Origin of the sequence: Sulfitobacter sp. HGT1, from assembly GCF_013282155.1 — a bacterium.
Lineage (GTDB): Bacteria > Pseudomonadota > Alphaproteobacteria > Rhodobacterales > Rhodobacteraceae > Sulfitobacter.
On the sequence record NZ_BLWI01000002.1, the window covers coordinates 284,367 to 306,508 of the forward strand.

The window sequence follows — 22,142 nt, forward strand, 5'->3', positions numbered from 1 at the left end:
GTAAGGCAGAAAAACAAAGATGCCTCAACGTAGGTGCAGATAATAAAATCACCAAAACAGGGAGATATGATCATGAATGATCAACTGAAATACATGACCGGCCAAGTGGCCAAAGGCACGATGACCCGCCGCGAATTCGTGGGCCGCGCTGCTGCTTTGGGTGTGACGGCTGCTGTCGCGAACTCGATGCTGGCGGGCAATGCCCAAGCCGCCGCGCACGAGGCTCCGGTCCGGGGTGGCTCGCTCAAGATCGGCTCGTCGGGTGGTGAATCCACCAACACGCTTGACCCGGCACTGACCGCATCCGAAGTACCTTTGGACAACCTGCGCCACCTGTACGAAACCCTCGTCGAAGTCGACCCGAGCGGCTCTGTAGAACCCCGCATGGCCGAAAGCTATGAAGCCTCCGCCGATGCGAAAACATGGGCGTTCAAGATCCGTAAGGGCATCCAGTTCCACAACGGCAAGGACATGACCCCCGAGGACGTGCTGAAAACCATGCAGCGCCATTCGAACGAAGACAGCCAGTCGGGTGCTTTGGGCATCATGCGCGGCATTTCCGGCATGAAGGTCGATGGCGACAACTTTATCGTCGAACTCGAAGTAGGCAACGCTGACCTTCCCTATCTGATGGCCGACTATCACCTGATGATCCAGCCCGATGGCGGCATGGACAACCCCGGTGCCGGTATCGGTACAGGCCCTTACACGCTCGAAGTTGACGAACCCGGTGTGCGCCACGGCTTTAGACGCAACGAAAACTACTGGGATGCCGACAACCGCGGCTTTACCGACTATAACGAAGTGCTGGTGCTGAACGACGCGACTGCGCGTACTGCGGCGTTGCAATCCGGTCAGGTCAACATGATCAACCGCGTTGACCCAAAGGTTGCGGCCCTGCTGGACCGTGCGCCGAACCTGAGCGTTAAATCCGTGTCCGGTCGCGGTCACTACGTGTTCATCGCCCATATCGACACGGCACCGTTTGACAACAACGACCTGCGTATGGCGCTGAAATACGCGATCAACCGTGAAGAAATGGTCGACAAGATCCTGCGCGGCTATGGTTCCATCGGGAACGACATGCCGATCAACGCATCCTATCCGTTGTTTGACGCATCCATTCCACAGCGCGAACATTCCATCGAAAAGGCGAAAGAATTCTACGCCAAGTCCGGTCACGATGGCAGCCCGATCATCCTGCGCGTTGCCGATGGTGCCTTCCCCGGTGCCGTGGATGCCGCGTCGCTGTTCCTCGAATCCGCCAAAGCAGCCGGTATCCCGCTGGAAATCAAGCGCGAGCCTAACGATGGTTACTGGTCCGAAGTGTGGAACAAGCAGCCGTTCTGTGCATCCTACTGGGGTGGCCGTCCGGTTCAGGACCAGATGTATTCGACAGCGTACCTGTCGACCGCAGACTGGAACGACACCCGTTGGAAGCGCCCTGAATTCGACGCGATGCTGCTTGAGGCACGTGCCGAACTGGACGAAGCCAAGCGCAAGGCGATCTATTCCCAAATGGGCAGCATGTTGCGTGACGAAGGCGGCCTGATCCTGCCAATGTTCAACGACTTTGTTGACGGTGTTGCCAATAATGTTGGCGGCTGGATCGAAGACCCGAACGCGGAGCTGATGAACAACAAAGCGCCGATCAAATGCTGGGTCAAAGACGCTTAAGGGTACCATTAGATGCACCCGATATTGAAACTGATCGCCCAACGCTTAGCGTTGGGCCTTCTGCTCCTCCTTGCCGCGTCGGTCCTGATTTTCGCAGGCACCTCGATTTTGCCCGGTGACGTGGCACAATCCATATTAGGCCAATCTGCCACCCCCGAAGCATTGGCGAACCTGCGCCGCGAACTTGGGCTGAACGACCCCGCCGTCACCCGCTATTTCTCATGGCTGGGCGGTGTGTTGCAGGGCGATCTGGGCACGGCCCTGACCAATGGCCGCGACATCGCGGAAAGCCTTGGCGGACGTTTGAAAAACACCCTTTTCCTTGCCTTCTGGGCGGCCGCTATTTCGGTCCCGCTGGCAATCTTCCTTGGGCTACTGGCGGTGCGCTACAAAGACCGCTGGCCCGACAAGCTGATCTCGGCGGTGACGCTGACGACCATTTCGATCCCCGAATTCATGATTGGCTATGTGCTGATCTATTGGGTGGCGATCAAATGGCGGATGTTTCCGTCAGTGGCGATCATCAACGACAGCATGACCCTTGGGGCCAAGCTGAACGCGATTGCGATCCCTGTGATGGTGCTGACGCTGGTGGTGTTGGCGCATATGATGCGCATGACCCGCGCCGCGATCCTGAACGTGATGCAATCGGCCTATATCGAGACGGCTGAACTCAAAGGTCTGGGGATGCTCAAGATCATCCGCAAGCACGCTTTCCCGAATGCCATCGCCCCCATCGTCAACGTGGTCATGCTGAACCTGGCCTATCTGGTGGTCGGCGTTGTCGTGGTCGAAGTTGTGTTCGCCTATCCCGGCATGGGTCAGTACCTTGTGGACCACGTCAGCAAACGTGACGTGCCGGTTGTGCAGGCTTGCGGCCTGATCTTTGCTGCCGTCTATATCGGTCTGAACCTGATTGCCGACATCGTGTCGATCCTTGCCAATCCAAGGTTGAGGCATCCAAAATGAGTTCAGTGCATTTTTCCCCGAAAAAATACGCTGTGCGCGACCAATCGTTCTTGCGAGGCAAAAGCGCAGCGAAACACCCAGTCTCCGCAACGTCACTGAACTTTAGAACCCTGTCATCGAAAGGGTTTCGCCCATGAAGAACATCCCCATATCCGCAATGATCGGCCTGTTCTTTACCGGCATCTATTTCCTGATGGCAGTCTTTGCCCCGTGGATCGCCCCCTATGGCATGGCCGAAGTCGTCGGCGATGTGTGGGAGCCTTCCTCAAGTGAGTTCCTCCTGGGCACCGACAGCATCGGCCGCGACCTGCTGAGCCGGATGATCTATGGCGGGCAAACCACGATCTTTATCGCCACCGCGGCCACCATCCTCAGCTTCACACTGGGATCTGTCATGGGTTTCTTTGCTGCGGTTTCAGGCGGCTGGGTGGATCAGACGCTGTCGCGCTTTGTTGATCTGATCATGTCGATCCCGTCGCTGATCTTTGCGCTGGTCGTCTTGTCGGTCATGCCCACCACAGTGCCGATCCTGATCTTGCTGATGGGCCTGCTCGACAGCACCCGCGTGTTCCGTCTGGCGCGCGCCGTGGCCGTGGACATCACCGTGATGGATTATGTCGAAGCCGCCCGCCTGCGTGGCGAGAAAATCGGCTGGATCATCTTCCGCGAGACCCTGCCCAATGCTTTGTCCCCGCTGGTCGCTGAAATGGGCCTGCGCTTTATCTTTGCGGTTCTGTTCGTCTCGACCTTGTCGTTCCTTGGTCTGGGCGTTCAACCGCCGCAGGCTGATTGGGGCGGCATCGTGAAAGAGAACAAGGAAGGCATCAACTATGGCATCCAAGCGGCGCTGTATCCCGCCTATGCGATTGCGACGCTGTGCATCTCGATCAACCTTGTTGCGGATTGGATTTTGAACCGAACCACATCGCTGAAAGGGGGCCGGGGATGACCGAACCGCTGCTGAAAGTCCGCGGCCTGAAAATCGGCGCGACGGCCTATCCTCCCGGGGAAAAACCCGTTGCGATCAAAATCGTGCATGGTGTGGATTTCGACCTTGAGGCCGGCAAGGTGCTGGGCCTGATCGGTGAATCCGGTGCCGGAAAATCCACCATCGGTCTGGCGGCAATGGCCTATGGCCGTGGCGGTGTTGAAATCACCGGCGGCGAAGTCTGGGTCAACGGGCGTAATATCCTCAAGGAAAACCTGCGCAACCTGCGGCGTCTGCGCGGGGCCGAAGTGACCTATGTCTCGCAATCGGCAGCGGCCTCGTTCAACCCCGCCAAAAAGATCATGGAACAGGTGACCGAAGCGGCCATCTTCCAGAATAAATTCACCAAGTCCGAGGCCGAGGCCCGCGCGATCGAGCTGTTTGCCAAGCTGGGCCTGCCCGACCCTGAAACCATCGGCAACCGTTATCCGCATCAGGTGTCCGGCGGGCAGTTGCAACGCTGCATGACGGCGCTGGCGCTATGCCCCGAACCCGATCTGGTGGTGTTCGACGAACCGACGACAGCGCTGGATGTCACCACGCAAATCGACGTGCTGGCCGCGATCAAGGAAGCGATTGTCGCAACCGGAGTGGCCGCCCTTTATATCACCCACGATCTGGCCGTTGTGGCACAGGTCAGCGATCACATCATGGTGCTGCAACAGGGGGATATGGTCGAATACGGCACGGTCGATCAAATCATCAACCACCCGCAAGAAGACTACACCAAGGCGCTGGTTTCTGTCCGGTCGATCGACCATCAGGAAAAGACCCCGACTGACACGCCTGTGCTGCGGGTGGAGAATGTGACGGCGCGTTATCAGGGCACCAATTTCGACGTTCTCAAGAATATCAACGTCGATATCCACCCCGGCCAGACCTTGGCCGTTGTCGGTGAATCAGGCTCCGGCAAATCGACACTGGCCCGCGTGATCACCGGCTTGCTGCCGCCCAGCGACGGGCAGATCACCTTTGACGGACGGGTATTGAACCCCGAACTGGCGACCCGCCCCATCGAAGACCTGCGTGAAATGCAGATGATCTATCAGATGGCCGACACCGCCATGAACCCGCGCCAGACCGTGGGCACCATCATCGGTCGGCCGCTGGAATTCTATTTCGGCCTGAAAGGCAAAGCCAAGCAAAAGCGCATTCAGGAATTGCTGGACGAGATCGAATTGGGCGACGGTTTTCAGGACCGCTATCCTGCGGAACTGTCGGGCGGTCAAAAGCAACGGGTGTGCATTGCGCGCGCGCTTGCGGCCAAACCCAAGCTGATCATCTGCGACGAGGTCACATCGGCCCTTGATCCGCTGGTCGCGGATGGCATTCTCAAGCTGTTGCTGAACCTGCAAAAGATCGAAGACGTCGCCTATCTGTTCATCACCCACGATCTGGCGACGGTGCGTGCCATCGCTGACAGCATCGCGGTGATGTATCAGGGCAAGGTTGTGCGCTACGGGCCGAAAAGTCAGGTGCTCGCACCGCCCTTTGATGATTACACCGACCTGCTGCTCAGCTCGGTTCCGGAGATGAAAATCGGCTGGCTGGAAGAAACCATCGAAAGCCGCCGTATGGAAAGCGCCGGGAATTAGGGACGCCGGATTTTTTAAAAAATCCGGACCGGAAAATTCGAATTTTCCGACCAACCTCGCAAATGTAGGACCAGACCATGGACAAGAAACTGCTGCTGATCATCCTTGACGGCGTCCCTTACCGCAACTTCCGCCGTCTGTTCGGCAACCTCGAAGGTTGGGTCGATAGTGGCGATGCCCGTGTCTGGAAACAGCGCGCCGTGCTGCCGTCGATCTCGGCCTCGTGCTATGCGTCGATCCACACGGGCGTGGCCCCGGCCGAGCATGGCTGCACCGGCAATGGCAATGTATTCCGCCTGAAGCACAAGGATGTGTTTTCGCAAACCCGTACCGCTGGTGGTGTCACGGGGGCTGTCGCGCATTCCTTCTGGTCCGAGTTCTTCAACCGCCATCCTTTCGATTTTGTCCGCGACATCGAATATGATGAACCCGACAGCGACACGATCAACCACGGGCGTTTCCACACCATGACCGGCTATGGGCTGATCAACCAGATGACGCCGTCTGACGTCGATCTGTTCGGCACGCTGACCAATCTGGCACAGCGGTTCGACCTGAACTACGGCATGTTGCATACCTGCACGCTCGACAGCATGGGCCACCGGTTTTTCCACGATTGTCAGGAAATGGATCACGCCTGCGCGGTGATGGACGAGATGCTGGCCCCCTTTATCCCCCGGTGGCGTGCGATGGGCTACGAGGTCATCGTGACGGCCGATCACGGGCAGGATGAACGCGGCCACCATGGCGGGCGCAGCGCCTTGCAGCAGGAAACCGCGCTGTATTACTTTGGCGATGCGACAGGCCCGTCAGCGGATACGGTGATCGACCAGTTGCAGCTTGCACCGACCATTCTGGGCCGGCTCGGGGCCCCTGTCGCCGACACCATGAAAGCGAAATCGTTTCTAAGCTAGGGGCGCGTTGCAGGCCATTCCCCTGCCCCCAGTCGGCTGATCGCGTCCACGATCCGATCAAAGAATGCAGCCGCCTTGCGTGACATCACGCGGGCGCGCAGGCAGCCATGGACCAGCCCTGCCTCCTCGATCCAGATCGCCTGGCCGCCAGCGGCCAGAATGGCATCGCGGTAGGCTTCGCCGTCGCTGGACAGCGGATCGCATTCGGCCGTGATCATGACGCTGGGCGGCAATCCGGTGAAATCCGTATCGTGCAGCGGTGCGTAGCGTGGATCATCCTTTGGCGGCTCCCCACCGGAGCGGACCTTTTGATAGAATTCCATATCCGCGACCGTCAGCTGGGGCGCATTGGCGTGGCGGATATAGCTGCCTTGCGTCCGGTCCCCGCCAAGCCCCGGATAGATCAGTACCTGCCCCCTGATGCGCCCGTCAACGCGGCCACGGGCATGATGGGCGACAGCGGCAGCTAGATTACCACCCGCGCTGTCACCGGCCAGCACAATGTCACCGGGGTAAGCGGCGGCGATGGCCTCGAACGCGCCATAGGCATCGTTGAAACAGCCGGGGAAAATCACTTCGGGGGCCAAACCGTAATCGACCGAGATCACGCGGTATCCGGACCGTGCACAGATTTCGGCGCAGACATCATCATGGCTGTCCAGTCCGCCCACAACGAACCCGCCGCCGTGGTAATAAACGACCGTGATGTCGGATGCCCCGACCTCGTAAAAGCGACATGGGACGCCAGCACAAGCTGCGTCCCATGTTTTTACCCCGTCAGGGTGGGTTTGGTGAAAAGCAGCGCACATCCTGTTATAGACCGCGCGCTGGTCTTCGATTGTCAGCCCGACCGCGTCTGGTGGATAGAATTCATCGGACCGGTTCATATAGGCCCAGATTTCATCGTCCAGCAGAACGCGATAGTCGGGTTGGCTCATGCGGCTTCCCAGCCGAAGGTGAACACATCCAGAATTTTGCCGACATCGGCCTCGGATGCGCCATTCATGGTGATTTGTGCCACCAGACCGCGTTTTTTGTCATCGGTCACCGAAGCCACACGTGCGGCAGAACCGGCGCTTTCCAGCGTCTCGTTAAAGATGCGGGTGATCGCCATTTTACGCAGGTCAGGCTTGAAGATCTTGCCCACAGCCGTCTTGGGCAGTTCGGGCATGATCGTCATGTGCTTGGGCTGTGCCGCGCGTTCCTGAACCCTTTCCTTGCAGAAATCGAGCAGCTCCTGCTCGGTCACGGAGGCACCGCCGACCAGTTCGACAAAGGCGCAAGGCACTTCGCCTGCATGGGCATCGGGTTGGCCGATCGCACCGGCAAAGGCTACGGCCTCGTGGCCCAGCAATGCTTCTTCGATCTCGGCGGGGTCGATGTTGTGACCACCGCGAATGATCAGGTCTTTGGCGCGGCCCGTGATCCACAGGTATTTATCTGCATCGATACGGCCCAGATCGCCTGTGCGCAGGTATTTGTCGAAATAATACAGGTCTTTGTTCTTGTCGGCTTCGGTATAGGTGTTGCCCGCATAGACACCGGGGTTCGAGATGCAAATCTCGCCGATCTCGTCCACGCCTGCTTCGACCGGGCCATCATTGGTGCCTTTGATGATCTTTACATCCGTGTAGGGGAAGGTGATCCCGATGCTGCCGACCTTGCGCACGCCATCGGTCGGGTTCGACGACACCAGACAGGTTGCCTCGGTCAGACCGTAGCCTTCGATCAGGGTGATGCCGGTTGCCTTTTCAAAGCGGCGGAACAGTTCCAGCGGCAGCGGCGCGGACCCCGAAAACGCGGTTTTCACGGTGGAGATATCCGCATCAATCGGGCGCTGCATCTTGGCCGAAATGGCTGTGGGCACGGTGATGATAAAGGTGATCTTCCAGCGTTCAACCAGCTTCCAGAAGTTGTCAAACACGCCTTCGCCACGATAGCCCTGCGGCGTCGGGAACACGACATGTGCACCGGATGTTACCGCCGCCATCAAGATCACGTGGCAGGCGAAAACGTGGAACAGCGGCAGCGGACACATGATGTTGTCGTTTTCGGTGTACAGCAACGTGTGACCCAGCCAGCCGTTATAGACCATGCCGGAATATTTATGCTGTGCGACCTTGGGCATGCCCGTGGTGCCACCGGTGTGGAAATAGAATGCCACGCGGTCTTCTTGCGGATCATCAAAGGTCAGCTCGACAGGTTGCTTGGAAAGCGCGGTGTTGAAGTTGTGATACTTCGCATGGTTGCTGACCGTCTGCTTGGGGCGGATCATCGGGACGATCCATGACTTTGGCGCGGTCAGATAGCGGCACAGATCAACCTCAAGCACGTGCTTTACGTTCGGGGCCAGGGCGACAGCCGCAGCGGTTTTCTGCGCCACATCTGTTTTCGGGAAGGGCCGCAAGGTCACCACGACCTTGGCATTGGTTTCGCGCAGGATCGATCCGATCTGCTCGGCCTCAAGCAGCGGGTTGATGGGGTTCGCGATCCCAGCAACAGACCCACCCAGCAACGTAATGACCGTTTCGTTACAGTTCGGCAGCACATAGGCCACGACATCCGTCGGACCAACGCCCAGCGAACGGAACAGGTTTGCCGCCCGCCCGACCTGACCGCGCAGTTGCGACCATGTCAGCGTTTCCGCGTGGTCCTTGGGACCGGAAAACAACTGATAGCTGATGGCGTTATGATTTGGAAATTTGCCAGCCGTATTGCTGAGCAAACTCCACATGGTTTTGGCGACGTCGCGGTCAGCCCACGGCATTTCTGCCTCGATTGCATTACGGTCTTCGACCCCGGCAAATGACATAGTAATCCTCCCTTTGGTGCGGTTTGCCCGCATCCAGTTATTCCCTGCCGCCAAGGATGATGGCTAAATTTGGATTTCGCAAGCGCCAGACGGTGTTGGAACGTTGCGTCAGCGGCGTTTCTGGCGCGCAAAATGCAAAAAAGAGCGGCAGAAAATATCTGCCGCTCTTTTGATGTGTCCGATTTGGCATTCCCGGTCGGGAAGGCTGCCGGATTACTTTGCTGGAATACGCAGCATTTGACCCGGATAGATCTTGTCTGGGTGCTTCAGCATCGGCTTGTTGGCCTCGAAAATCTCTTCGTAGCGTGCGCCATTGCCAAGGGTCTTGGCCGCGATCGCCCAAAGCGTGTCACCCTTTTCAACGGTGTGGAATGTGCCGTCACCGTCACCACCGGTCATGTCTTCTTCGACGGCTGCAACACCTTCGACATTGCCAACTGCCAGAATGACTTTTTCTTTCATCTCTTGGCTGACAGCATTGCCCTTGACGGTAACTTTGTCCCCATCAACCTGAATATCCAGACCTTCGGCATCGAGGCCCAGTTCCTTCAGCTCATCCTGCAAGGCAGCGCCTGTTACTTCTTTGCTATCGCCGCCGCCAAATACTTTTTTGCCGGCATCTTTTACGAAACTCCACAAACCCATGTTGATCTCCTTTTGGCTTCAATTCGCGTGATTGTTTCCACTTTAACGGAAGATTAACAAGTGTTTTATTCAGCAGCGATACCGTCGGTGAACTGCAATCGGGCCAGACGCGCATAAAGCCCGCCCTTGCCGACCAGTTCATCATGAGTGCCTGTGTCGACAATCTTGCCTGCTTCCAGCACGACAATGCGGTCGGCCTTTTTCACAGTCGCCAGGCGGTGCGCGACGATCAGGGTCGTGCGGTCCTCGCTCAGCTTGTCGACGGCCGCCTGCACCGCGCGTTCGCTTTCGGCATCCAGCGCGCTGGTGGCCTCGTCCAACAGCAACACGGGCGCGTCGCGCAAAATGGCGCGGGCAATCGCGATGCGTTGTTTTTGCCCCCCCGACAGCATCACGCCGCGTTCGCCAAGGTAGCTGTCATAGCCTTCGGGCAAGGCGCTGATAAACTGGTGTGCGGCCGCAGCTTCGGCGGCTGCGATGATTTCGGCATCGGTCGCGTCGGGGCGGCCAAAGCGGATATTTTCCCGCGCGGAGGCCGCAAAGATCACCGGATCTTGGGGGACAAGCGCGACCGAGCGGCGGAAAGTATCCCGCGTCACATCGCGCAGATCGACGCCATCAAGGGTGATCCGGCCCGACTGGGGATCATAGAACCGCAGGATCATCTGGATGATCGTTGTCTTGCCTGCCCCCGACGGGCCGACAAAGGCAACGGTTTCGCCCGGATTGATCGTCAGGTTCACGCCATCCAGTGCCTGCACGCCGGGGCGGGCGGGATAGGCAAAATGCACGTCTTCAAACGCGATACGGCCCGCGACAGGGGCGGGCAATGCCGTCGATGTGGCAGGGTCGCGCACGTCGTCATTGGTTTGCAGCAATTCGACCAGACGTTCGGTGGCCCCCGCCGCGCGCTGCAATTCGCCCCAGATTTCCGACAATGCGGCAACGCCGCCTGCCACCATCACGGTATAGATCACGAATTGCACCAAGGCACCGGGGGTCATATCGCCCGCGCGCACATCGCGTGCGCCCATCCACAACACCCCGACAACGCCGGCAAAGACCAGGAAAATAACGATGACGGTCATCAGAGCCCGCGTCTTGATCCTGCGGCGTGCGGCGTCAAAGGACGCTTCGGTCATCTGTGCGAATTGCGCGCGGCTGGCGGCCTCGTGGGTAAAGGCCTGAACGGTCTGCACCGCACTCAGGCTTTCGGAGGCGTTGCCCGAACTTGCTGCGATCCAATCCTGGTTTTCGCGGCTCATCACCCGCAGCTTGCGCCCCAGCACCAGGATAGGCACAACCACAGCCGGAACCAGCAACAACACCATCCCCGTCAGCTTGGCCGAGGTGATCAGCATCAGGATCAACCCGCCGCTAAAGATCAGTACATTACGCAGCGCAATGGATACCGACGACCCGATCACGGACAGGATCAGGGTTGTGTCGGTGGTGATCCGGCTCAGAACTTCTCCGGTCATGATGCGTTCATAAAACGACGGGCTCATCCCGATCACACGGTCGAACACGGCCTTGCGAATGTCGGCAACAACCCGTTCGCCAAAGCGCGTGACCAAGGCATAGCGCAGCCCGGTTCCCACCGCCAAAAGCGCCGCAATCGCGAGGGCCGCGACAAAATAATGGTCCAGCAACTGCTCGCCGCTGCTAAAGTTATCAATCACCCGACGCACGGCCAATGGCAGCATCAGCGAAATCATCGCCGTGCTGATCAGGGCCAGAATCGCTGCGATCATCAGGCCGCGATAGGGGGCCAGAAACGGGGCAAGCGCACGCAAGGCACCCAGTTCGCGGGATTTTTCGCGTTCTTCTTGGGCGGGTGCGGGCGTGGGTTTGCGAGCCATGGGAATTCCTTTTCATGCTCCCGTGTCATCGCCTGCACGGCGCATGGGGTCAAGGCCCGACAAAGGCATCATATCTGCGGCAAACCACAGCACGACGTATTTTCACAACGGGATACTGGAGCGGGCGGAGGGAATCGAACCCTCATCTTCAGTTTGGAAAACTGAGGTCTTAACCATTACACAACGCCCGCTCAGCGAAGCCTGAGGTATGCCAACACGAACCGATCGTCAAGTGGATCAATACCCCGAATGGCCCGGAATTTGCTCAAACCCGTCAATCTGCGGCAGTGCGGGCGTTACGGGTTCACTTTAACGACGTTACCATCCCCTGCCCCAGCCGCCCCGGTATCCGCGCGGTGATCCCTGCGGCCTGCGCCATGTGCCACGCCAGAACCTGATTGCTCGACAGGCACGGCTGCCCCGTTTCCCGCTCGATCTGGTCGATGACACCAAGGGTGCGCAGGTTGGTGCAGCTCAGGAAAACCGCCTCGGCCCCGCCGCGCGATGCCAGATCGACGGCCGCCGAAACAATGGACGGGCCATCGATGCGCACGACCTTGGCCTCCTCCGCCTCGTCAAAGCTGCCAAAAACAGGCGTTTCAATGCCTTGGCGCGCCAGCGCATCGCGCAGTTTGGCCGATACCTGTGCGACATAGGGCGACAGCAGCGCCAACCGCGTCACGCCCAGATGCTCGCATGCGGCGATCAGCGCGCTTAGCGGGTTGGTCACATGGGGGCTGCTTTTGCCGGCACGGATCAGCCCGGCCACCCGGTCAGAGCCGATTTCAGCGGCCCCGGAGGTGCACCCGTATCCGATGCTGGAAAAGCGCGCGGCATGGGGCAGCAACCCCGCCGAGCGGGTCAGATGCCCAGCCATTTCGGCCAGCGTCTCGGAGGTGACGGCATCGTCGCTGGGCACGCGGCTGACATAAAACGCGGTTTCCAGCGGCATCATCGCCCGCATGTCCCCTTCAAGGGTTTCATCGGCCTGCAAGACGATCAGCCCCAGAGCCGGATCAAGCGTCGCCACGGACCTGTAGGGATAGCTCATCCGATCACCGTCATTTCCGGCCCCGCACGCGGGCTGATGAAACGGCAGCCGTCTTGGGTGATCACGATGTTTTCCTCGTGCACCATGATCCGGCCGTCAACAGTATCAATCCCCGGCTCAAGCGTCAGGACCATTCCTTCGGCCAGCACAGTCTGGTCGGCCGCGATCAGCGACATGCCTTCGGTCAGTTGCATCCCCAGCCCGTGCCCCAATCGCCCGGCATCCGATCCGCCTGCCCCGCCGGTCACGACTTTGTCCATCGCATGAAACAGGTCTGCGGCCGTTGTGCCCGGGCGGGCAATATCCGCCGCCGCATTCACCGCATCAATCAACCGCGCATGGGCATCGCGCGCGATTGGCGACGCAGGCCCGATGGCGAAATTCCGGTCGTAATCGCAGAAATACCCGTCAAACACCGCGCCCGTATCCAGCATCAACACATCGCCCTGCTCCAAGGGCCTGTCTGCGGCGGGGGAAATCACATCGCCATAGCCGTCGCGATCCGCGCCGCCAGCCAGATAGGGCACCCAATCGGCCCCCTCTTCCAGCAACAACCGTTGAAAGTCGCGAAAGACAGCAGACAGCGCGCGGCCTTGGCCAGCGATTTCGGGCACGCGTCCAAAGGCACGCCCCGCGATGGTGCAGGCGGTTTCAATCTTGGCGATTTCCGCACCGGATTTGACCGCACGCAAACGGGCCGTAATGCCGTTGTCGGGCACGAACTGCCCGAATGTCCCCGACTTGATCCAGCCCCAGTCGGATTGAGGGGTCCGCAGATGGGTTTCAGGGCCAGACGGAATGCCGATGCGCCCTATCCCTGCGATTTCGTTCAACGTGTCCGACAACAGGCTGATCCCGTCATCGGCAGGATCGGGGGCGCGCCATGTGCGGATGTCATCCACCCAGGTCTGCGCCATCAGCGCCGCACCAATGGACGGTATCACCGCAATCGGTTTGCCCGAGGCCGGGATCACCAGATACCACGCCCGCGACGGGCTTTCCCAAAACCGCGTCAGAAACCCGGTGAAATAACGGATTTCAGCCTCGGTCGTCAGCAGCATCGCAGACAAGTCATGGGCGGCCATCAGCTTTTGCGCCTGCGCAAGGCGCGCCTCATATTCGGCTTGCGCAAATCCACGCATCAGCTTGCAGGCCCTTCGCTTAGTACTGTGAGGATGATGGATGCTGCGGTGATCCCAAGGTCGGCCTTTTGCGCATCCGACAGCGCCAACACCCCCGCGATCCCTGCGGCCCCCGACGGGCTGGACGCCAAGCCTGCAACCATCGCGGTGCCGGCCCCTGCCTGCCCTTCGGCCTCCGAGATCAGGGCAAAGGCATCGGCATCGCGCGCCAGCCCCTTCAGCGCGATCAGCGATGGCATTTTGCAATCCAGCCGGCCCATGTCGCTGACCGGTCCGGCGCTTTCTGTGGGGGCACCTGCCTTGATCGACCCGTGCAATGCCGCGGCGGCATCGGGTTCGACCACGATGATGCACGGGCCATCGCCCCATGCCTGCCGCGCCAAGGCAGCGCATGATCCGGCCAGACCGCCAACACCCGCTTGCAAGAAAATATGCGTGGGCGCGGCGGGCATCTGGGCAATCGCCTCGGCCATCAAGACCAGATAGCCCTCCATCAGGCGATGCGGGCGTTCGGTGTATCCGGGCCACGAACTGTCCGACAAAAGCGCCCAGCCGTTCGCATCTGCCGCAGCCTGTGCGGCGGCCATGCTATCCTCATAGGTCGCCCCTTGGCGCACCACTTGCGCACCCTGTTCGGCCAGCCGCGCGGCAAAGCTTTCGGGGACAGTTTCCGAGATAAAGACGACAGAGGCCGCGCCAAAGGCATGGGCACCCGCAGCCACGGACATGCCGTGATTGCCAGCGCTGGCCGTGACATAGGTGCGCCCGCGATGGTCGCCGCGTTCCTTGTCGCAGGCAATGACATAGGCCGCACCCAGCGCCTTGAAGCTGCCCAGCCCCATGCGGCCGCGTTCGTCCTTGACCCACAATTCGGCCACCCCTGCCTCGACGGCCAAAGCTTCGGCCTGAACAAGCGGGGTTTCCCCCGCAACAGGGCAGCGTGCGACCAGCGATTGCGCAGCCTGCGCATCCACCGACGGCATGGGAATATCATCAAGGCCGGTAACGGCGGCGGGGCGGGTGATGTGCAAAATATCCATGGCCTACCGAACAAGCCGCGCGGAAATAGGTCAAGGAGAATTGTCCTAAGGCTGGCTTTTACGGATCACTTGCACAGGGCGTACCGGCGGCGGCCCACAGGTTCAACGCGACGACCATCTCGTCCAGGGTTCCCGGCGGCACGCTGCGCCCGGCACCGGGGTCAAACCCCCAGGCCACAAACGCCGAGGTTTCCAGATGGGTCGCAAGACCATCCATTGCGAAACCGTCATTGGTTTCAGGGTCACGCAATTGCGCACAAAGCGCGTCGCTAGATTTTCCCAGCCACGCCAGCTCAGCCGGGGGCAAGCGCCAGGCGTCGTCGATCATCGGCGGGGCGTGCGGTGTCGCATTGCCGGACTGCGCGCCGATATGGCAGGTCCGGCAGGGCATCGTTTCGGCCCCCACACGGCTTTCGCCGGCCAGAACATGCATACCGTGAACCGCGTCCGCGCCATAGGTCAGGCCGTCCCACATCGGGATACCATCTGCGCCCACATGGCAATTGGTGCAGCGCGGATGCGAGGTGACCGCATAGATATCATCCCACGCGGCCAGACCTTGTGCCTTGGTCGGGGCATCTTGGGCGGCAACAGGTGTCGCCAACAACAGAGCTACTGCAAAGGTTCTCATACAAAATCCACCGATTTGGACAGGGGCAATTCACGGATGCGTTGGCCGGTGGCGGCAAAAATCGCATTCGCCAGTGCAGGTGCAGCGGGCGGAACACCCGGTTCGCCGATGCCCCTGATCTTGTCGCCATTCTCAAGGCCGCGCACCATGATTTCAGGCGTCTGGTACAGGCGCATCCCCTCGTAAGCGTGGTAATTGTCCTGTTGGGCTGCGCCATCGACATAGGTCATCTCGCAGTTCATCGCATGGCCCAGACCAAAGATCACCCCGCCTTGCACCTGCGCCTCAAAGTTCACAGGGTCCAGCACACGGCCCACATCAGCGGCGACGAATACCTTGTCGATGCGAATGCCACGATCCGTGTTCGTGACCTCGACCACCTGGGCCACAGGCACGCCAAAGGCCAGCGTGAAGGCCAGCCCCCGCCCGCGGTTGGGCCCAAGGTCGCTGCCCCAATCCGACATTTCGCCCACGGCCTCGAGCACCTTGCGCGAGGGCGCGTGCCAGCACAGCCGGAGCCGTTCTTCCAGCGGGTCGACGCCAGCGGCATGGCACATCTCGTCCATGAAACTTTCGTGCAGGAACCCGTTGCCCGATGCCCCCACGGACCGCCACGAACTGATCGGCACCATCGCCGGTGTGCGGTATCCCGTCACCCGATAGTTGGGGATCGCGAAGGGCTGGTCCCACGCACCCGCCACAATCGCCACATCGGGGCCGATGGCAGGCTGGCCCAACCGGGCAAGCGACGATTCAGCGACGGATGGCGCTGCAATCGACAGATCAAACGCATCCAGCGCGCCGGATTTCACGGCCCCCCTGCCACGTGCAATGGCCAGCGGGCGGGAAAAATCATGGGTAAAGTCTTCTTCGCGCTGCCAGATCATCTTGATCGGGGTATCACGCAGTTGCAGGGCGATTTCGACGGCCTGGGCAACGTAATCATCCTCGAGCCGGCGACCGAAGCTGCCGCCCGACATCAAGACATGCACATGGATGTTATCCGCATCCAACCCCGTCAGCTTGGCCATGTTGGCCTGCACGAAACGCGGAATCTGCGTGCCCGTCCAGATATCCAGACGGGTCCGGGTCATTTTGACCACGACGCTCATGGGTTCCAACGGGGCGTGGGCCAGATAGGGAATACGGTATTCCGCCTCGATCACATCGGCACCGTCAAGCGCGGCGGTTACATCGCCTTCGTCCTTGAAGCGGCTGTCTTGATGATCGTCGGTCATGGATGCCGCGACGGCGTCAAACTGGTCGGCGGTGTTCCCGATATAGGGTGAAGGCCCCCAGTCGCAGTCGACAGCCTGGGCCGCCTGAAACGCCCGCCACGTGTTATCGGCCACAACGGCAATTCCGCCGGTGATCGGCAAGACGCTGCGCACGCCGCGCATCGCCTGGGCCGCTGCTGCGTCAAAGCCGATGATGCCGCCGCCCATGGCGGGGTTGGTGCGGGTGGTGGCATAGACCATGCCGTCCATCACCATATCGATACCATAGGTCAGGGTGCCGGTTGATTTGGCGACCATATCCGTGCGCTTTTGCGGCTTGGTCAAATAGCGCCACTGCGACGGATCGCGCAAGGCAACATCCTGCACGGGGTCGATGTCTGCGGCAGCTACTGCCAGATCAAGATAGTCGATCTTTGATCCGTCCGGCAGCACAACATGGCCGTTTTCCGTGCTCAGCTGGTCGCGCGGCAGGCCGGTTTGTTTCATCGCGGCGCGGATCAGCGTTTCGCGTGCAACAGCCCCCGCCATGCGCAGACGGTCGTACATATCGGGCACCGTCGAGGACCCGCCGGTAATGTGCAGCCCCATCAGTTTGCCCATCACATCCGCAGCGCCGCGCCCCGTGCGCGCCAGCAAAGTATCGGATGTGGCGGCAATCGGCATCGCCTCGGCCCCGACCACACCATTGTAGTAAATCGCACTGGCAGGCCCCGGCGACACGGTCGCTGTTGCGGGGTCGATGTCCAGTTCTTCGGTAATCAGATGCGCCTGCATCGACCATGCGCCCTGCCCCACATCCGCACGCGGCGTGATCAGGGTGATCCCTTGGGCGTCAATCCTGACGTAGGGGGTGATCGCGGTTTCACCTGGCTTGAGATCGGCCAGCAAGGGGTTTTCGCCCTCGCGTTTATAAAGATACGTGCCAAAGGCAACGCCACCCGCGATGGCGGCCGACCCGATCAGGAAACTGCGGCGGGCAATGGTTTTTACGCGTCCCATGTCAGACCCTTCTGAGCTTGATTGCCGCAAGTTTCACCGCGTCGCGAATCCGCGGATAGCTGCCGCAGCGACATAGATTACCACTCATCGCCGCGTCGATCTGAGCGTCGGTGGGTTCCGAATTCATGTCCAGAAAGGATGCGGCCTGCATGATCTGGCCCGCCTGACAATAGCCACATTGCGCGACCTGCAAGTCGATCCATGCCTCTTGGACAGCATGCAGGGCCGAGGGTGTGCCCAGCCCTTCGATGGTGGTGACATCGCCGATCACGTCCCCCGCCGCCAACTGGCACGACCGCACCGCGACCCCGTCCACATGCACCGTACAGGCCCCGCATTGGGCAATGCCGCACCCGTATTTCGGGCCGGTGATCCCCAGTTCGTCCCGCAAGACCCACAAAAGCGGCATGTCGTCTTCGACATCAACATCGTGGGTTTCGCCATTTACGGTCAGTTTCATCAGGGGTCTCCCGCGAGCTTAGAGGCGCAAACTTTCACCTGATCCCGACAGGTAGAGTTAAGGCCAGTAGAAGCAAAAGATATCCTCGCGTCAACTTTGCCACCCCGTGCAAATAATAAAAAGCACCGCCCCCAACCGGAAGCGGTGCTTTTGGAACGTCGAAGGCAAGCCTGTTCAGAACTCGACGACCGCGCGGATCGATTTGCCCTGATGCATCAGTTCGAAACCATAGTTGATCTCGTCCAGGGTCAGTTTGTGCGTGATCATCGGGTCGATCTCGATTTTGCCGTTCATGTACCAGTCAACGATCTTTGGCACGTCGGTGCGCCCCTTGGCCCCGCCAAATGCAGTGCCGCGCCAGACGCGGCCTGTGACCAGTTGAAACGGGCGGGTCGAGATTTCGGCACCCGCAGGGGCCACACCGATGATGATGCTTTCGCCCCAGCCTTTATGCGCGGCCTCGAGCGCCTGACGCATGACCTTGGTGTTGCCGGTGGCGTCGAATGTGTAATCGGCACCGCCTTTGGTCAGTTCGACCAGATGGGCCACCAGGTCGCCTTCGACCTTGGACGGGTTCACAAAATCGGTCATGCCGAAATAACGACCGGTTTCTTCCTTGTCGTCATTCAGATCGACGCCAACGATCTGGTCTGCACCGGCAAGGCGCAGGCCCTGAATCACGTTCAACCCGATGCCGCCCAGACCGAAGACAACGCAGCGCGCCCCGATTTCGACCTTGGCCGTGTTGATCACCGCGCCAATGCCGGTGGTGACGCCGCACCCGATGTAGCAGATTTTATCAAACGGCGCGTCCTTGCGGACCTTGGCCAGCGCGATTTCAGGAATGACCGTGTGGTTGGCGAAGGTCGAGCAGCCCATGTAGTGGTGGATCGGCGTGCCATCCAGCATCGAAAACCGCGTTGTGCCATCGGGCAGCAGGCCCTGGCCCTGGGTGACGCGGATTGCCTGACACAGGTTGGTTTTGCCCGACAGGCAATATTCGCATTCACGGCATTCGGGTGTGTAGAGCGGGATCACGTGGTCGCCGACTTCGAGCGTGGTCACACCTTCGCCGATTTCGAGCACAACGCCCGCGCCCTCGTGGCCGAGGATGGCGGGAAAGATTCCTTCGGGATCGTCGCCCGAGCGGGTGAATTCATCGGTGTGGCACAGGCCGGTGGCCTTGATCTCGATCAGGACTTCGCCCTTGCGGGGGCCTTCGAGGTTGACCTCCATGATTTCAAGCGGTTTGCCTGCGGCAACGGCGACGGCGGCGCGGGTTCTCATCATCGGGTCCATCCTTTTTCTATTTGTCGCAAGAGGCCGAATTTGGGCGTTCTTGTCAAGTAACGAGCGGGGGGTCGGGGGCCAGCCCCCGTGGCCGCGATGCGGCCCCTCCCCCGGGATTTAGGACCATTTGGAATAAAGACAAACCTATTGTGCCTGATATGTAATGCGGCCGTTGCAGATGGTCAGTTGTGCAGATGCCTCGGTGATTTGGGCCGGAGCCAGACGCGTCAGATCGTGGGACAACAGGACGACATCTGCCAGCATGCCGGGGGCGAGCCGCCCTTTTTGATGGTCGCGGAATTCGACCCATGCGTTGTCGCGGGTGTAGCTGGCAAGGGTTTGCATCAGGCTTTGGGTTTGGTCCACCCAGTCGGGGCCCAGATCCAGCGGGGCAATGGCCGCTTTGATGTTGGTCATGACATCGACCCCGATGACCGGCCAGTCGGTGCTGAAGATTACCGCTGCGCCGCTGTCGCGCAGTTGGGTCCAGGGGTAGGCATGGGGGATCTGATGGGGGTGAAGATATTTGCCCACACCACCGGCGGGGAAAATCCCGCCGAAAGGCGCATGGCCCGGCTGGATCGAGGCCACGGCACCAAGGCTGGCAAGGCGGGGGATATCATCGGGGTGCATCGTTTCCAGATGTTCGATCCGGTGGCGACTGTCGCGCGCGCCATTGGTTTCCCGCGCCGTCTGATAGGCATCAAGGGTCCGCCGCACGCCGGCGTCGCCAATGGCATGCACGGCGATTTGCAGCCCCATGGCATCAATGGCGGTACAGGCCGCGTTAAAATGGTCGGCGCTAAAGACCGGATCGCCGTAGGTGTCTGTGGTATCGGGATAGGGCTGCAACATCAGCGCGGTGCGCCCTTCGATGACGCCATCGACGAACATCTTGACCGTGCCGGAATAGACCATGTCGCCGGTGTAGGTTCTGGCCATGGTCGCGGCCTCGGAAAGGCGGTCCAGCGGGTCTTCGGGCCGAAGATGGAACGGCACAGAGATACGGCAGAGCAATGTGCCTTCGGTCTCCATCTCGGAGAGCAGTTCGAGTTGGTAGAAGTTCCCGTCCATGCATTGCAGGCCTGTGATGCCCTGGGCCGCGCAATGGTGCATGCCGCGGGCAAGTGCAGCTTTGTCCCTGGCACGGTCGGTGGCGTTCGGCGTTGGCACCGGGTCCTTGCCCGAGATGAGCCCCGCCAGATCGCGCCCGCCATGGCGCGTCAGGGCAAGCACCGCCGCGTAGGCACCGGGTTCGCGCAATTCGCCCGTCGCCAGACCATCGTCGCCCATGACGATGTCGCAGCCCGCTGCCGTTTCGCCCCCGTGCAGGATGCCCGCCCGTTCCAGCGCTGCCGTATTCGCCCAGACCGTGTGGTGATCAGGTGCGAACATGGCAAAGGGCCGGTCGGGGCAGACGCTGTCCAATTCCTGGCGGGTCGGGGTTTTGTCGGCATGTAAGATCGCATAATCCGCCTGCACCGCAAACAGGATCGCATCCTCTGGGGTTTCGTCAGAATAAGGCGCGACAGCCGCCTTGAGCGCGGCAAGCCCCGTGACCCCGTGCAAATCCAGATAGCCCAGTTCGACCGATCCGCAGAACAGATGCACATGGCTGTCGATAAAGCCCGGCATGACGGTGGCCAGGCCTGCGTCGATGATGCGCGTGTCAGGCCCCGCCAGCACACGCATTTGCGCGTCCGATCCGATGGCTGCGATTTTTTCGCCGCGGATCGCAAGGGCGCTCGCCCCTTCGGTCGCGGGGTCAAACGTGATCAGGGAACCGTTTACGATAATAATGTCGGCGGGCAAATCCATGGGGCGCGGTCTTTCATCAAGGCGGGACGTTCAGCCAAGCTAGTCGCAAGCCGGCACAAACCGCAAGATACGGCGTGGCTAAGGGGCTGTCGCATGTTGCAAAGCGTCGATCATCGCCGCAATTTCAGCGCTTTCGGGCAGGTTATCGCGCAGGCTGATGCCCACCGGTCCCGCCATCATCGGCGCATTCAAGGGGACAGCGCGCAGGCTGCCGTTCGCCAGCTCATGGGCGACCACCCCCCGCGAGATGAACCAGATCGCATCCGTCCGGAGCAAGACCTCGCGGCCAAAGGCAAGGGAGACGGTTTCGAACGCGGGGGCCAGTTCATCCTGACCGATGCTGCGCAAATAGGCCCTGACCAGCGGGCCGATCACGGCACCGGGGGGCGGCAGGATCAGGGGAAAACGGCCTAGGGCACCTGCATCGAAGTGATCCGCACAAGGGTGGCTGGCGCGGACAACGGCCACCACGTCTTCGGTGTAAAGCTGGCGAAAACTCAGACCCTCCATCTTGGCCGCCTCGGCCATGCGGCCCACGACCAGATCCAGACGCCCCTCGCGCAGTTGCGACAGCAGCAGCCAGTTCGGGCCGGTGGACACCCGCACCAGACATTGCGGCTGCGTGGCGCGAAACCGGATCGCGGCGCGGGGCACAAGTTGGGTGGCCGCCGTGGGCAATGCGCCAATCGCCAGCCGTGTCTGCCCCTGCCCGATCCCCTGCCGTGTAGCGCGCAGCAGCGTCGTCATGGCCGATCCGGCAAGTTTCTGAAACTCCTGCCCTGCCTTGTTCAGCCTCAGTTGCCGCGCGACGCGGTCAAACAGCTGCTGGCCGATGATATCCTCAAGCTCGCGCAGGGTTTTGGAAACGGCAGGCTGGCTGACGCCCAACTGATCCGCCGCCGCCACAATGGACCCCGCCTGGGCGATGTCGAGAAACGTGGAGATGTGGCGCAAGCGCAGGCGGGGGTCCAAATTCATAACCTTAGGGTTATATATTTTGGCATGTTTCTC

18 protein-coding genes and 1 tRNA gene are annotated in these 22,142 nt (G+C 60.5%); 5 read left to right on the forward strand and 14 right to left on the reverse strand.

The annotated features are described in order from the left end of the window. The first annotated feature begins 72 nt into the window (after positions 1-72). The 5 genes from HGT1_RS03495 (at position 73) to HGT1_RS03515 (ending at position 6,143) form a co-directional block, all read left to right on the forward strand. Entirely contained in the window at positions 73-1,677 is a 1,605-nt protein-coding gene (locus HGT1_RS03495) for an ABC transporter substrate-binding protein (RefSeq protein ID WP_176248586.1), read from the forward strand. 12 nt (positions 1,678-1,689) lie between these two features. Continuing rightward, positions 1,690-2,646, forward strand: coding sequence for an ABC transporter permease (locus tag HGT1_RS03500; RefSeq protein ID WP_176248587.1), 957 nt, complete (start codon positions 1,690-1,692; stop codon positions 2,644-2,646). Positions 2,647-2,779: 133 nt separating this feature from the next. Further along, positions 2,780-3,595, forward strand: coding sequence for an ABC transporter permease (locus HGT1_RS03505; RefSeq protein WP_176248588.1), 816 nt, complete (start codon positions 2,780-2,782; stop codon positions 3,593-3,595). Beyond that, positions 3,592-5,229 carry an ABC transporter ATP-binding protein gene (locus tag HGT1_RS03510; protein WP_176248589.1) on the forward strand — a complete coding sequence of 546 codons (1,638 nt, stop codon included), beginning with the start codon at positions 3,592-3,594 and terminating at the stop codon, positions 5,227-5,229. The genes HGT1_RS03505 and HGT1_RS03510 overlap by 4 nt, the downstream gene beginning before the upstream one ends. Before the next feature lie 77 nt (positions 5,230-5,306). After that, positions 5,307-6,143: an alkaline phosphatase family protein gene (locus tag HGT1_RS03515; RefSeq protein ID WP_176248590.1), complete on the forward strand. Its 837-nt coding sequence runs from the start codon at positions 5,307-5,309 to the stop codon at positions 6,141-6,143. Here the strand turns inward: HGT1_RS03515 and HGT1_RS03520 are convergent. The 14 genes from HGT1_RS03520 to HGT1_RS03585 form a co-directional block, all read right to left on the reverse strand. Then, positions 6,140-7,081 (reverse strand): alpha/beta hydrolase, encoded by a 942-nt coding sequence (locus HGT1_RS03520; protein ID WP_176248591.1) that lies wholly within the window; start codon positions 7,079-7,081, stop codon positions 6,140-6,142. The genes HGT1_RS03515 and HGT1_RS03520 overlap by 4 nt on opposite strands. Beyond that, positions 7,078-8,955, reverse strand: coding sequence for an acyl-CoA synthetase (locus HGT1_RS03525; RefSeq protein ID WP_176248592.1), 1,878 nt, complete (start codon positions 8,953-8,955; stop codon positions 7,078-7,080). The genes HGT1_RS03520 and HGT1_RS03525 overlap by 4 nt, the downstream gene beginning before the upstream one ends. A gap of 213 nt (positions 8,956-9,168) precedes the next feature. Then, positions 9,169-9,600 carry a peptidoglycan-binding protein LysM gene (gene lysM / locus HGT1_RS03530; RefSeq protein WP_176248593.1) on the reverse strand — a complete coding sequence of 144 codons (432 nt, stop codon included), beginning with the start codon at positions 9,598-9,600 and terminating at the stop codon, positions 9,169-9,171. Between the two features lie 65 nt (positions 9,601-9,665). Beyond that, positions 9,666-11,462, reverse strand: a complete 1,797-nt coding sequence (locus HGT1_RS03535; RefSeq protein WP_176248594.1) for an ABC transporter transmembrane domain-containing protein — start codon at positions 11,460-11,462, stop codon at positions 9,666-9,668. A 116-nt stretch (positions 11,463-11,578) separates the two neighbouring features. Continuing rightward, a tRNA-Gly gene (locus HGT1_RS03540) sits at positions 11,579-11,653 on the reverse strand. 113 nt (positions 11,654-11,766) lie between these two features. After that, positions 11,767-12,513 carry an aspartate/glutamate racemase family protein gene (locus tag HGT1_RS03545; protein ID WP_176248595.1) on the reverse strand — a complete coding sequence of 249 codons (747 nt, stop codon included), beginning with the start codon at positions 12,511-12,513 and terminating at the stop codon, positions 11,767-11,769. Continuing rightward, positions 12,510-13,655: a Xaa-Pro peptidase family protein gene (locus HGT1_RS03550; protein ID WP_176248596.1), complete on the reverse strand. Its 1,146-nt coding sequence runs from the start codon at positions 13,653-13,655 to the stop codon at positions 12,510-12,512. The genes HGT1_RS03545 and HGT1_RS03550 overlap by 4 nt, the downstream gene beginning before the upstream one ends. Next, the gene (locus HGT1_RS03555; RefSeq protein ID WP_176248597.1) at positions 13,655-14,695 is read right to left on the reverse strand and encodes a pyridoxal-phosphate dependent enzyme; all 1,041 of its coding nucleotides are present in this window, start codon (positions 14,693-14,695) and stop codon (positions 13,655-13,657) included. The genes HGT1_RS03550 and HGT1_RS03555 overlap by 1 nt, the downstream gene beginning before the upstream one ends. 58 nt (positions 14,696-14,753) lie before the next feature. Continuing rightward, on the reverse strand, positions 14,754-15,326 hold the full coding sequence (locus tag HGT1_RS03560; RefSeq protein ID WP_176248598.1) for a hypothetical protein: 573 nt from the start codon (positions 15,324-15,326) through the stop codon (positions 14,754-14,756). Next, positions 15,323-17,563: a xanthine dehydrogenase family protein molybdopterin-binding subunit gene (locus HGT1_RS03565; RefSeq protein WP_176248599.1), complete on the reverse strand. Its 2,241-nt coding sequence runs from the start codon at positions 17,561-17,563 to the stop codon at positions 15,323-15,325. The genes HGT1_RS03560 and HGT1_RS03565 overlap by 4 nt, the downstream gene beginning before the upstream one ends. Position 17,564: 1 nt before the next feature. Then, the gene (locus HGT1_RS03570; RefSeq protein WP_217902970.1) at positions 17,565-18,023 is read right to left on the reverse strand and encodes a (2Fe-2S)-binding protein; all 459 of its coding nucleotides are present in this window, start codon (positions 18,021-18,023) and stop codon (positions 17,565-17,567) included. Positions 18,024-18,197: 174 nt separating this feature from the next. Next, the gene (locus tag HGT1_RS03575; RefSeq protein WP_176248647.1) at positions 18,198-19,310 is read right to left on the reverse strand and encodes an S-(hydroxymethyl)glutathione dehydrogenase/class III alcohol dehydrogenase; all 1,113 of its coding nucleotides are present in this window, start codon (positions 19,308-19,310) and stop codon (positions 18,198-18,200) included. Positions 19,311-19,457: 147 nt separating this feature from the next. Then, positions 19,458-21,131, reverse strand: coding sequence for an amidohydrolase (locus HGT1_RS03580; RefSeq protein ID WP_176248600.1), 1,674 nt, complete (start codon positions 21,129-21,131; stop codon positions 19,458-19,460). A 78-nt stretch (positions 21,132-21,209) separates the two neighbouring features. Beyond that, the gene (locus tag HGT1_RS03585) at positions 21,210-22,109 is read right to left on the reverse strand and encodes a LysR substrate-binding domain-containing protein (protein WP_176248601.1); all 900 of its coding nucleotides are present in this window, start codon (positions 22,107-22,109) and stop codon (positions 21,210-21,212) included. Positions 22,110-22,142: the final 33 nt, after the last annotated feature.